At 69.4% G+C, this 12,017-nt stretch carries 8 protein-coding genes and 1 pseudogene; 2 read left to right on the top strand and 7 right to left on the bottom strand.

What is annotated here, in order from left to right; all coding sequences use genetic code 11:
• Positions 1-7: 7 nt before the first annotated feature.
• The 5 genes from IE325_RS11775 to IE325_RS11795 form a co-directional block, all read right to left on the bottom strand.
• A complete protein-coding gene (locus IE325_RS11775; protein ID WP_373315146.1) occupies positions 8-883 on the bottom strand; it encodes a carbohydrate ABC transporter permease in 876 nt (291 codons plus the stop codon).
• Positions 884-897: 14 nt separating this feature from the next.
• Positions 898-1,767 (bottom strand): carbohydrate ABC transporter permease, encoded by an 870-nt coding sequence (locus tag IE325_RS11780; RefSeq protein ID WP_190069736.1) that lies wholly within the window; start codon positions 1,765-1,767, stop codon positions 898-900.
• A 10-nt stretch (positions 1,768-1,777) separates the two neighbouring features.
• Positions 1,778-3,160, bottom strand: coding sequence for an extracellular solute-binding protein (locus IE325_RS11785; protein WP_190069737.1), 1,383 nt, complete (start codon positions 3,158-3,160; stop codon positions 1,778-1,780).
• A 144-nt stretch (positions 3,161-3,304) separates the two neighbouring features.
• Complete coding sequence (locus IE325_RS11790) at positions 3,305-5,380, bottom strand: tetratricopeptide repeat protein (protein WP_350894421.1); 2,076 nt, start codon at positions 5,378-5,380, stop codon at positions 3,305-3,307.
• A gap of 142 nt (positions 5,381-5,522) precedes the next feature.
• A complete protein-coding gene (locus IE325_RS11795; protein WP_373315143.1) occupies positions 5,523-6,389 on the bottom strand; it encodes a 5'-methylthioadenosine/S-adenosylhomocysteine nucleosidase family protein in 867 nt (288 codons plus the stop codon).
• Between the two features lie 34 nt (positions 6,390-6,423).
• Between IE325_RS11795 and IE325_RS11800 the strand changes: the two genes are divergently transcribed.
• The gene (locus IE325_RS11800; RefSeq protein WP_190069739.1) at positions 6,424-6,963 is read left to right on the top strand and encodes a hypothetical protein; all 540 of its coding nucleotides are present in this window, start codon (positions 6,424-6,426) and stop codon (positions 6,961-6,963) included.
• 1,850 nt (positions 6,964-8,813) lie between these two features.
• Positions 8,814-9,170: pseudogene (locus tag IE325_RS47275) on the top strand (tetratricopeptide repeat protein); the annotation flags it as partial.
• Between the two features lie 220 nt (positions 9,171-9,390).
• Here IE325_RS47275 and IE325_RS11810 read toward each other — a convergent pair.
• Together IE325_RS11810 and IE325_RS11815 are read right to left on the bottom strand one after the other, a co-directional pair.
• Positions 9,391-10,092 (bottom strand): response regulator, encoded by a 702-nt coding sequence (locus tag IE325_RS11810; protein ID WP_229911757.1) that lies wholly within the window; start codon positions 10,090-10,092, stop codon positions 9,391-9,393.
• Positions 10,089-11,834: a sensor histidine kinase gene (locus tag IE325_RS11815; RefSeq protein ID WP_229911758.1), complete on the bottom strand. Its 1,746-nt coding sequence runs from the start codon at positions 11,832-11,834 to the stop codon at positions 10,089-10,091. The genes IE325_RS11810 and IE325_RS11815 overlap by 4 nt, the downstream gene beginning before the upstream one ends.
• Positions 11,835-12,017: the final 183 nt, after the last annotated feature.

Raw genomic sequence — 12,017 nt, forward strand, 5'->3', positions numbered from 1 at the left:
GGCCCCTTCATCCTTTGACGGCTCCGCTCAACGCGAAGCCGCCGCCCATGCGTCGGGCGACCAGTACGTACAGCAGGATCACCGGCGTCGAGTAGACGATGGAGAACGCGGCGAGCTGCCCGTACGCCACCATCCCGCGGTTGCCGAAGAAGTCGTTGATGCTCACGGACGCCGGCATCTGGTCGGGGGTCAGCAGCAGCATGAAGGGGACGAAGAAGTTCCCCCACATCATGACGAACGAGAAGACCGTGACCACGGCGACTCCGGGCCCCATGAGCGGGAGCACGATCCGAAGCAGCGACTGGAGCGAGGACGCGCCGTCCGTCCAGGCGGCCTCCTCCAGCTCCTTCGGCACCCCGTCCATGAAGTTCTTCATCAGCCAGATGGCGAACGGCAGTTGGGAGGCGGCGAAGAAGAAGATCGTCCCCTCCATGGTGTCGATCAGGTTCACCCGCACGAACAGGGCGTACACCGGCACCATGATCGCCGTGATCGGCAGGCTCGTCGCGAACAGGATCGTGAGGAGGAACGGCCGGTTGAAGCGGGACCGGAAGCGGGAGAGCGGGTAGGCCGCGAGTGCCGCGCACACGACGGTGAGCGCGGTGCCGCCGCCGCACAGGAGCAGGCTGTTGAGCAGCGGGGTGAAGGTGATCTCCGGGGTCAGGACCGCGTCGAAGTTGTCCAGGGTGATGCCGTCCGGGACCTTGACCCGGAGGTTGGCGCTGGGGTCGAGGGCAGAGAGCACGACCCAGGCGAGCGGCAGCACGAAGGTGGCGGCCAGGACGAGGAGGCCGGCGTCGGCGGCGAGACGGTGGGTGGTTCTGCGGGAGGAGGGGGAGCGGAGGGAGGAGGGGTAGCGGCGGGAGCGGTCCATGGATGTCATGGGTGTCATGGGTGTCAGACCTCCGTCCGCAGCAGACGCAGATAGACCACCGAGAACAACGACCCCACCACCAGGAGCAGCAGCGCGACCGCGGTGCCGTAACCGATCATGCTCTTCTGGAACGCCTCCTCGTACATGAACAGCGGCAGCGTCTGGCTCTTGCCGCCCGGCCCGCCCCTCGTCATCACCCAGATCAGCCCGAAGACGGACAGCGTCTGGAGGGTGATGAGCATGAGGTTGGTGCCGATGGAGCGGCGGATCATCGGGAGCGTGATGTGCCACATACGGCGCCAGCCGCCCGCCCCGTCGACCTCGGCGGCCTCGGTGATCTCCTTGGGGATCTCGTTCAGGGCGGCCGAGTAGACGAGCATCGAGAAGGCGGTGCCGCGCCAGACGTTCGCGAAGGACACGGCGAGGATCGGTAGCGTGAACAGCCAGTTCTGGGTGGGGAGATGGAGCTGGTCCAGGATGGCGTTCAGGGTGCCCTCGCGACGGAAGAAGGCGTAGAGGAGGAACCCGGCGACGACCTCCGGCAGCACCCACGCCGTGACGACGATCCCGCCGGTGAGCGTGCGCACGGGCTTCGAGGCGCGCTGCATCAGCATGGCGAGGCCCAGGCCGAGGGTGTTCTGCCCGAGCAGGGCCGAGATGACGGTGAAGACGAGGGTGAGCCAGACCGCGTTGAGGAACGCCTCGTCGCCGAACGCCGTACGGAAGTTGTCGAAGCCGACGAAGGAGTCCTCGGCCTGGCCGGTGAGCTGGAGGTCGGTGAAGGCGATGTAGGCGCAGTAGGCGATGGGACCGGCGAGGAAGAGGAGCAGGAGGACGACGGAGGGGGAGACAGGGAGGGCGCGGGTGAGGGAGCGGGAGCGCTTTCTGCTCATGGGTGGGCGGCTACTTCTCGATCACCTGGTTGTCGGCCGCGGATTTGAGCTCCTCGTCGTAGCCCTTCGCCGCGTCGTCGACCGACATGTCGCCGGTCGTCACCCCCTCCATGGCCTCCTGTACGGCGGTGGAGACCTTCGGGTACGCCGGGTAGGCGGGCCGGTAGTGCGTGCTCGCGACGAGGTCGGTGAAGAACTTGATGCCGGGCTGGGCGTCGATGTACGCGGGGTCGGCGGCGACGTCCTCCCGTACGGCGATACCGGAGTTGGCGACGGACCACTTCTGGGCGTTCGCCTTGGTCTGCATCGTCTTGATGAACTCGAAGGCGAGGTCGGGGTTGGACGCCTTGGCCGGGATGGACCAGGTCCAGCCGCCGGACATGCTGACCTTGCCGGGTGCCTGGCCCTTCTGCGTCGGCATGGCGGCGAGGCCGAGCTCGTCCGACCACTCGGGCCACTCGTGCCCGCTGCCGGGAAGCCAGTCCTGCGGGAGCCAGGAGCCGTCGAGGGCGATGGCGAGCTTGCCCTGCGGAAGCCATTCGCCGCGGACGCGGGTCATGACGTTGGGGTCGAGGGCGTCGGAGACGTCGGGGCCGAGCTTCTCCTTGTAGACGGTTTCGACGAACGAGAGGGAGTCCTTGAAGCCGTCGCTCCCGGCGATCCACTTCTTGGACGACTTGTCGTACAGAGGGTCTGCTTTTGTGTCGCTCGTGCCGTAGAGCAGCATTTCGAACGTCTGCATGGTGGCGGCTTCGCCGACGGGCTTGCCCGTGTAGACGTTGAGGGGAATGACGTCGGGGACCTTTTCCTTGACGGTCCGAGCGGCATCGAGGACGTCGTCCCAGGTCTTCGGCTGCCAGTCCGCAGGCAGACCGGCCTTCTTGAAGATGTCCTTGCTGAACCAGAGCCCCCGGGTGTCGGTGCCGTCCGGGACGCCGTACGTCTTCCCGTCCTCGCCCTTCGCCGCCGCCTTCGCCGTGTCGATGAACTTGTCCCAGTCCTGCCACTTGGCCAGGTAGGGGTCCAGCGGCTTCAAGTACCCGCTGGTGATGTCCGAGTTGATGAGGAACGTGTCCTCGTAGACCAGGTCGGGCGCGGTCTTGGGGGAGCGGAGCATCTGCTGGAGCTTGGTGTAGTACTCCGAGTCCGGGGCCTTGATGGGGACGAACTCGACCTTCTTGCCGGGGTTCGCCTTCTCGAACTGCTTCTTGATGTCCGCGAGGTAGGTGTCCATCACCTTGATGGAGTTGTCCGTGGACTGCTTGAAGGAGACCTTGATGGTGTCCGGGTCACTCCCGGATCCGCCGCCGCACGCGGTGAGGGTTCCTGCGGCGGCGAGGGTCAGGGCGAGGAGTGTGGGGAGGGCGGGGCGGGCGGTGGGGCGCACGGGCATGACCTCCTGCGGGCGCACGTCGTGGTGGCCTGGGGTTGTCTGCCCGGTGAACCTAAGAGGAGTGGTCTAGTCAGGTCAATGGATGTGCGGGGGATTCCGCGGGGAGGGGGGAGTTGCCCCCAGCGGGTATGGCGGCGGGGCCGTCTACGAGTGCCTGGTCCGTGCAGACCATTGTTCGGCGGCGCAGGCGCGGGAACGGGCGGCTTCGGTGGGGGCGTTGGCGTGAGTGAAGGCGTCGGCGGCCTGGAGAAAGGCGGAGCGTGCTCGGGCGGGCTGCTGGACGTTCTTGTGGGCGACGGCAAGATGGTCGAGAGTCACTCCCTGGCCGTACCAGTCCTCGAGCTCCTGGAAGATCTCCAGGGACTTGCCGTGTGCCTCGATCGCCTCTTCCACCCGGCCTGCCCGCTCCAGAGCGTTGCCGATATTGCCCCACTCCGCCGCCTCGTTGTGGCGGTGGCCGGCGACCTGGAACAGAATGCGGGCGGACGTGTGCGCGTTGATCGCCTTGTCCGCATCGCCTTGCCGTAGTTGGGCGTTTCCGAGACAACCCAAGGCATTGGCCACACCGAGGCCGTCTTCGACGGCATGGAAAAGCTTGATCGCGCGGTTGTGGGCTTCAATCGCCTTCTTCGTCCGGCCCGCGCGTCGCAGTGCGACGCCCAGATTGTTCCACGCCCAGGCCTCTTGGCGGCGGTCTCCGATGTCCTGGAACAGGTCGCGGGCGCGGGTGTGGGCGGCGATGGCCTTCTTGGCCCGGCCCGCCCCGTCCAGGGCGTTGCCGATGTTGCCCCACGACCCGGCCTCTTCGCCCCGGTCTCCGATGTCCTGGAACAGATCGCGGGCGCGGGTGTGGGCGGCGATCGCCTCCTCCGCCCGGCCCGCCTGCGACAGAGCGATGCCGAGGTTGTTCAACACCCCGGCCTCGCGGTGGCGGTCCCCGGCACGGTGGGCGGCCTCTCCAGCGGCCTTCGCGACGGAGATGGCGTCGTCGAAATGCCGCCGCCAGTTCAGATACGACGCCAGGCAGTCGGCCAGCAGGGCCGCCGTGTCCGCGAACTGCTCCTCCCGCGCCCACTGCACCGCCGCCACCAGCGCTGCCCGCTCCTCGTCGAGCCACGCCACGGCCTGCGCCCGGTCCGTGAAGGGCCCCTGATCGCCTTGCGGAACCGACAGCAAGCGACTCGCCGCATAGGTCCGCCCGATGTAGAACCGCACGACCCGTTCGCGCGCCGCCTCGCCTTCCTCCCGCAACTCCGCGTCCCGTGCCACCACACCGGCCCCGAAGGCCCGGACCAGGTCGTGCATCCGCCAGCGCAAGTCGGCAGCCGACCCGGCGGCGGACGGTGCCGACGCGACGAGGTGCGCGGCGGCCAAGTCCTCCAACAGGGCCAGTACGACATCTGTTTCGAGGCCGGCCAGGGCGACGACCGCCGCTGTACCCGTCTCGGCGTCCGGAGCGAGACAGAGTAGACGCAGCAACCGGGACTGGTCGGCCGACAGCCGGCGATAAGAGGTCTCCAGCACGGGACGCAGGACGAGAGAGCGCCCGTACAAGTCTGTTCCAGGGCTGCCGTGGTCGAGGACAGCGGTGGCGTCATCGGCCTGCTTCACCTCCGCCACCAGAGAGGCGATATCCCGATGGCGCCGTCGGCGCAGCATCCCTGCGGCGATCTGGAGCGCCAGGGGCAAGTGGCCGCAGCTATCGGTGAGTGCGCGCAGCGCCTCGGGTTCCCGGACCGGACGTTCGTCCCGTTCATCGGTGGCGTGCAGGGCACGAGTCACAAGGGCGACGGAGTCGTCCGGGGCGAGCGTCTCAAGGTCGATCAGGCGTATCGCGAGTGCGTCCGGCCGATTCCGCGAGGTGATGAGCACCCTGTGGTGATCCGTGCCCGGCAGGAGCGGCAGGTACTGGGACGGGTCGGACGCGTTGTCCAGGATCAGCAGCATCCGGTCCCGTCGTTCGGCGAGCAGCGCTCGATACGTGTCGTGCTGCCGCTCCGGCGTCGTCGGCAGATCCCGGTCCCGTACCCCCAGCGCATCGAGCAGCGCGACCACTGCCTGATCAGCCGTAACCGGATCCTCGTCGTATCCACGCAGATCAACGAAGAGCGTCCCGCCCGGAAACCAGCCCTTCCCGTGTGCCCGATACGCCGCCTCCACCGCCAGCGCCGTCTTCCCGATGCCGCCCATGCCCGTGACGGCGAAGATGAGCAGCGGCAAGGCGTCCGTGTCGTCCTCGCCGGGGGAGAGATGCGGGAGCAGGCGGTCCAGCTCCGTCGAGCGGCCGGTGAAACCCAGGGGGCGGGGTGGGAGTGCGGCGGTCGCTCGCGGGACCGGGCCGTGGGTGGTGCCCCTGCCGCCCCTACCGTCGCCCGTCGGTCTTGCCGGTGACGGGGCCGTAGAAGGTGCCGCCGCGGAAGTCGATGTGGTCTCCGCCGTACGTCGCTCCGCCGTCGCCGCGTCGTTGGGGACCCTCCTCGGGGTCGGAGGACGCAGAGGAACCCTGCCGCGGCCGGTGCTTGCGCAGCACCGCGAACGTCACCGCGGCAGCCTGCTTGGCGGCGAGTTCCTGCGAACCCGCCGCGTCGGCATCGCGCTTGCCCGCGTCGGCGCGGTCGCTGATGCCGCGGATCACCAGCGCGTCCAACTGCCCGTTCAGATGGGCCGCGTGGGCCGCCCCCGAACCCTCCATCTCGATCGCGCCGGCGTCGTTGTAGTTCTCGCGCAGATATCCGGCGATCTCGGACTCGGCGTCCGCCAGGACCACGTCGCCCGTCGCGATCGGCATGAAGTGTGCCCGTACGTCGGCCATGTCCCGCACCGCGGAACGCGCCGACTGCACAAGCGCGTGGGAGGCCGAATGGGCCTTCGGCCTGGCCTGGAAACCCTCCGGCGTCTGCTTGCCGCCGTGGATCTCATACACCTGCGTGCCGATGACGACGTCACCGATTCCGACGTCGTCCTTGAGGCTGCCGGCGACTCCGACGAAGAACACTGCCTCCGGGTTCAGCCAGCTGATGAGCAACGTGGTGAGTGCGGCGGCCCGCCCGGCGCCTACGCCCAGCTCGGCGATGGCAATATGCCAGGTGGTGCTGGGCAGTTGACCTATCTCTACACGTGTTCCGTCACGGTGTACGCGTTCGCGTCGCTTCTCGACATACGCGCGGACGGCGTCGTATTCGAGGGGCAGCGCGGTCAGGACGAGAGCGGTGGGCTGAGTCTCCGGCACGCTCACTAACGTACCGCCGGGGGAAGGGGTTCGCGTGGCGGAACAGGACGTCACCGTGGGGCAGTTGCTGCTCGCCGAGTATCAGAGTGTCAAGGACGAGCAGAAGGCGCGGATCGGGTTCCGGGACAACTTGCTGTACGTGACCCTCGCCGTCGTGGCCGCCGTCATCGCCGCCGCCGCGCAGGCCAAGCAGCCGTCAATGCTGCTTGCGCTGCCGCCGGTGTGTGTGGTGCTCGGGTGGACGTATCTCGTGAATGATCAGAAGATCTCGGCGATCGGCGCGTATGTGCGGGAGGAGCTGGGGCCTCGGCTTGCCGCGCTTGCCCAGCCCGGGGGTGGGTTCGAGGCGTTCGGGTGGGAGACCGCGCATCGGGGGGACGCGCGGCGTGGGTCCCGTAAGGCCGTGCAGCTAGTGGTGGATCTGCTGGCCTTCTGTGGGGTGCCGTTGGCGGCGTTGGTGTTGTTCTGGGTGGATGGGGGGTCCGGGGCGATGCTTGTCGTGCTGTCGGTGGGGGAGGCGGTGGCTGTGGGTGGGTTGGCTTGGCAGGTGGTGTGGTACGCGCGTGGGGGGTGAATACCGGGTGGATTCCCCTTGTGCGGCGTAGCGTTGAAGATTCGCGACTGGACTAGGACTCCGGGGGACGGTACGGGCGTATGAAGGCTGCGTTGCTGGCTGCTCTGGCCGAGGGTGCGGGCGGGGACGACGGGCTCCGGGCGGTGGAGTCGTTGGCGCGGGCCCTCGGGCTGGGGGCGGGGGCGTCGGTCGCGGAGCTGGCTGACGCGGCTCGGGATCCTGCGCGGCGGGCGGTTGTGCAGCGGTGGGGTGAGGAGCTGGCCGGGCTTCTTGCCGCCGATCCGGAGGGTGTTGCCCGTGGTCTGGCGGGGGCCATGCAGCGGGAGGCGCCGGGGAGCGGGGCGTCCTGGTACGACGGGGATCATGCCGACTTCCGGGGTGGGGTCTTCCTGCGTGAGGTGGTCGGGGTGCAGGTGGTGATCCAGGGGGGTGGGGTCGCCGTACCGGAGGCGTTGACGGGGTTGCCGCCGAGGCCGGGTGGGTTCACGGGGCGGGCGGAGGAGACGGCGGCGTTGCTGGCCGCGCTGGATCCGGCGGGGGCGGCACAGTCCTCCGCGGTGCTTGTCGCCGCCGTGACCGGCCTCGGCGGCATCGGCAAGACCGCGCTTGCCGTCGAGACCGCGCACCTTGCTTGTGAGCGGGGCTTGTTCCCGGGCGGGGTTCTCTTCATCGACCTGCATGGCTATGACCAGGAGCCCGTAGCCGCCGACCATGCCCTTCAGGCTCTGCTCCGGGCCCTGGGGATCGCGCCGGGACACATCCCGAATACGGCGGACGAGCGGGCGGTGCTCTATCGCTCGACGCTGGCGGCCCGGGCCCGCGAGCGTGGCGCGGTGCTGGTTCTGGCCGACAACGCGTCGTCGCCGGACCAGGTGCGGCTGCTGCTGCCGGCCGACAACCGGCACCGCGTTCTGGTCACTTCTCGGGACAGGCTGCCCCAACTGGGCGCGCGGCTCGTTCGCTTGGACCAGCTCAGCCCGAAGGAGGCGTACGAGCTTCTCGACCGTGCGCTGCGGATCGCGGACCCGGACGACAGCCGAGTCGGTGACGATCCCGACATGGCCGAGCGGCTTGCCCGTCTGTGCGGCCATCTGCCGCTGGCCCTGCAGATCGCGGCGGCTCTGCTGGCGGAGGATCCGGACATGCCGGTGGCGGAGCTTGTGGCGGAACTGGGCGAGTCCCGAGACCGGCTGGAGTATCTGGACGACGGTGAGCGCAGCGTTCGTGCCGCCTTTGAGCTCTCCTACCGCCGACTGCCGTCCGAGCAGGCTCGGCTGCTGCGGTTGCTCGCCCTTGCACCGGGGGCTGAGGTGAGTGACCAGGTTGTTGCCGCGTTGGTCGGTGCCGAGGTGCCTCCGGCGCGGGAACTGAAGGCATTGGCCCGTGCGCACCTCCTGGAGAGGGGGAGCGGGCGAGGGCGGTGGCGGTTGCATGACCTGGTGCGGGCATTCGGGGCACGTGTCGTGGCCGGCGACGCGGCGCTGCGGGAGGAGGGGGACGTCGCACGGACGCGGGTGTTCGCGTTCTACGGCTTGGGGACGATCGCAGCCCATGCCTGGTTGAGCTGGTTGCCGGGAAAGTCGCAGCCGCAGCTGTTCGCCGACCGTGCGCAGGCTGTGGCGTGGCTGGACGATGAGCGGGCGGGGATGGTGGCAGCCATCTTGTGGGGGCTTGAGGAGCGATACGCGGATTCGGCGGCGGGGCTGGCCGAGCTGCTAACGCCGTACCTCGCCTGGCGGCGGCACTTCGACGATCTGATCACGGTCAACCGTGCCACACGGGAGGTCGCTCACCGCGCCGGGAACCGTCCGGGTGAGGCGCGTGCGTTGCTGAGTCTGGGCGGTGCCCTGATGCAGACGGGCCGGCTGAGGGAGGCGAGCGAGGCACTCATCAGTGCCCGTGACCTGTACCAGGCTGTGGGCGACCATCATGGTGAGGCCGCCGCGTGGGACAACCTCGGCTTCATCCTGCAGGAGGCGGGCATGGTGGACGAGGCGATCAGCGCGCACGTCTATGCCCGCGACTTGTTCCGGGCCCTCAAGGACCGTCGCGGTGAGGCCAAGGCGTGGGACAACCTGGGGTGCTCCTTGGATGAGGCCGGTCGGCCGGAAGAAGCGATCGAGGCACTCATCAACGCTCGTGGCCTGTACCGGGCCGTCGGCGACCGCCAAGGTGAGGCCGCCGCGTGGGGCAACCTGGGCGTAGCCCTCGCGGCGGCGGGTCGGGCGGAGGAGGCGATCGACTCGTACGGCAAGGCTCTGAAGGTCTTGCATGAATTCGAGAACTGGTTTGAAGCCGGTCGCATGCTCAGAAACCTGGCAGCTGCTCAGACAGACCTCCAGCGCCTCGCAGATGCCCGTACCTCCTACCTGCGCGCCGCTGACGCCTTCACCCGAGCCGGTTCCCCCGCTCAGGCCAGCGCGGCTCTCACCGCTGCTGATGCCCCCGAACCCACCGATAAACCAACTCCGGCCTCCCCACCTGCCCATAAACCGGCGCCCGCTCAGCCCTCCCCGCCTCCACCAAATGCTCCAGATACCGCCGAGCCGTGATCCGGGAGATCCCCACGGCCTCAGCGACCCCCGCCGCGGTCAGCCCCTCCTCCGCCTCCCGCACAGCCCCCGTCACCCGCTCCAGCGTCGGCCCGCTCAACCCCTTCGGTAGCGCCGCAGGCGAGGGCGCCCGCAGCGTCGCCAGTGCCCGGTCCACCTCGTCCTGCCCGCTCGCCTCCCCCACCGACGCATGGAACTCGGCGTACCGCACCAGCCGATCCCGAAGCGTGGCGAACGTGAAGGGCTTCAGGACGTACTGCACGACCCCGAGCGACACCCCCTCCCGCACCACCGCCAGATCCCGGGCCGACGTCACCGCGATCACATCCGCGTGATGCCCGGCCGCCCGCAACGACCGCGCCAACTGCAACCCGTGCACATCCGGCAGATGCAGATCCAGCAGCAACAGATCCACCGGCGTACGCTCCAGCGCGCGCCGCGCCTCCGCGCCCGTGTGCGCCTTGCCGACCGCGACGAAGCCGGGCACCCGCCCGACGTACATCATGTGCGCGTCCGCCGCCACGGGGTCGTCCTCCACGACCAGGACGCGGATGTCCTGCTCGGCCGCCGCCGTCATACGTCACCTCTCGAAACCACGGCATCCTCGGAGCCGGTCGTCCGCGTCGAGTCGGCCGGGCCGGCTCCCCTCTCAGGCGGGGCGCCCTCCCGGAGAGCGGCGTCTCCATGTCGCTCACCCGCCCGCAAGCCGCCACCCCCCTCCACCAACGGCAACCGCACCTCGAACACAGCCCCACCCCCCTCGGCCTCCGCCACCGACAACACCCCGTGATGCCGGATCGCGGCCTGTCGCACCAGCGCCAGTCCCAGCCCTCGACCCCCCGGCCCGGCCGGTTTCGTGGAGAAGCCGCGCTGGAACACCGTCTCGGCGAGCGAGGGGTCCACCCCGGCTCCCGTGTCCGACACTTGCAGGACCAGCTCACCGCCCTCGGCATACGCCGTAACCGTCACCCGAGCCCCCACACTCCCCTGCGCCGCATCCACCGCGTTGTCGATCAAGTTCCCCAGTATCGTCACCAGGTCCCGCGGCGGCAGAGTGTCCGGCAGCAGCCCGTCGTCGAGCCGGCTGTCCTCCGACACCACCAGCTCCACGCCCCGCTCATTGGCCTGTGCCGTCTTGCCCAGCAGCAGCGCGGCCAGCACCGGCTCGCTCACCGCCGCCACCACCTGATCGGTCAACGCCTGCGCCAGCTCCAGCTCGGCGGTCGCGAACTCCACCGCCTCCTCCGCGCGTCCCAGCTCGATCAGCGAGACGACCGTATGCAGGCGATTCGCGGCCTCGTGCGCCTGCGACCGCAGCGCCTGTGTGAAGCCCCGCTCGGAGTCCAACTCGCCCATCAACGACTGGAGTTCGGTCACATCCCGCAGCGTCACCACGACCCCCCGCCGCTCCCCGCCCGACACCGGCGACGTATTCACCACCAGCACCCGCTCATCCGTCAGATGCACCTCGTCCACCCGAGGCTCGGAGGCCAGCAGCGCCCCGGTCAGCGGAGCCGGAAGCCCGAGTTCCGCCACCGAGCGGCCCACCACATCGCCGTCCACGCCCAGCAGCTCCCGCCCGCCGTCATTGATCAGGGCCACCCGGAACTGCCCGTCCAGCATCAGCAGCCCCTCACGCACCGCGTGCAACGCGGCCTGGTGGTAATCGTGCATATGGCTCAGCTCGGCCGCGTTCATGCCATGGGTGTGCCGGCGCAGGCGCGCGTTGATGACGTACGTACCGATCGCGCCCAGCGCGAGCGCACCCGCCGCCACCCCGATCAACGCCGTCAGCTGGTCCTGCACCCGCTTGCTGATGGCCTCCACCCGGATGCCCGCGCTGACCAGGCCGACGATGTGCGAGGGGTCCGTGCCGCCGTCGTAGATCGGGACGACCGCGCGGACGGACGGGCCGAGCGTGCCGGTGTAGGTCTCGGTGAAGGGTTCTCCGCGCAGGGCGCGCGCCGTGTGGCCGCGGAAGTGCTGGCCGATCTGCTCGGGGTCGGGGTGCGTCCAGCGGATGCCCTGGGGGTTCATGATCGTGACGAAGTCGACCTCGGCGTCGCGCTGGACCCGGAGCGCGTACGGCTGGAGCTCGGCCGTCGGGTCGGCGGTGCGGATCGCCTCCCGTACGGACGGGGCGTCGGCGATCGCCTGGGCCACGGCCTTGGCCTGGCGCCCGGCGGCCTCCTCGGCCTGGCCGCGGTCGCTGACGTAGCTGAACACCGCGTACCCGGCGACGAGCACCGCTATCAGGACGGCCTGCATCGCGAAGAGCTGGCCGGCCAGGCTGCGGGGTCTCGGGACGGGGATGCGCATGTCGCCAGTCTGCCTCCACGGCTGATTGTGAACTAAATGAACGGAAGGGTGACCGCCCTCACACGGCGGGAGATAGTCACCGCATCGCTGAGTAGTACGACCCGTCCGCGACCCCCGTCCCCCCGGGGCCCGCAAGGCGACAGCGAACCCCCCACCCCGGACGTGAGCCGCACGCCGGTGACA

This window comes from Streptomyces lanatus (genome assembly GCF_014655715.1).
GTDB lineage: Bacteria > Actinomycetota > Actinomycetes > Streptomycetales > Streptomycetaceae > Streptomyces > Streptomyces lanatus.

What these genes read in the sequence shown, in the direction of transcription:
- IE325_RS11775 (WP_373315146.1), bottom strand. Translation starts at nt 883, where the DNA reads ATGACATCCATGGACCGCTCCCGCCGCTACCCCTCCTCCCTCCGCTCC.
- IE325_RS11780 (WP_190069736.1), bottom strand. Translation starts at nt 1,767, where the DNA reads ATGAGCAGAAAGCGCTCCCGCTCCCTCACCCGCGCCCTCCCTGTCTCC.
- IE325_RS11785 (WP_190069737.1), bottom strand. Translation starts at nt 3,160, where the DNA reads ATGCCCGTGCGCCCCACCGCCCGCCCCGCCCTCCCCACACTCCTCGCC.
- IE325_RS11810 (WP_229911757.1), bottom strand. Translation starts at nt 10,092, where the DNA reads ATGACGGCGGCGGCCGAGCAGGACATCCGCGTCCTGGTCGTGGAGGAC.
- IE325_RS11815 (WP_229911758.1), bottom strand. Translation starts at nt 11,834, where the DNA reads ATGCGCATCCCCGTCCCGAGACCCCGCAGCCTGGCCGGCCAGCTCTTC.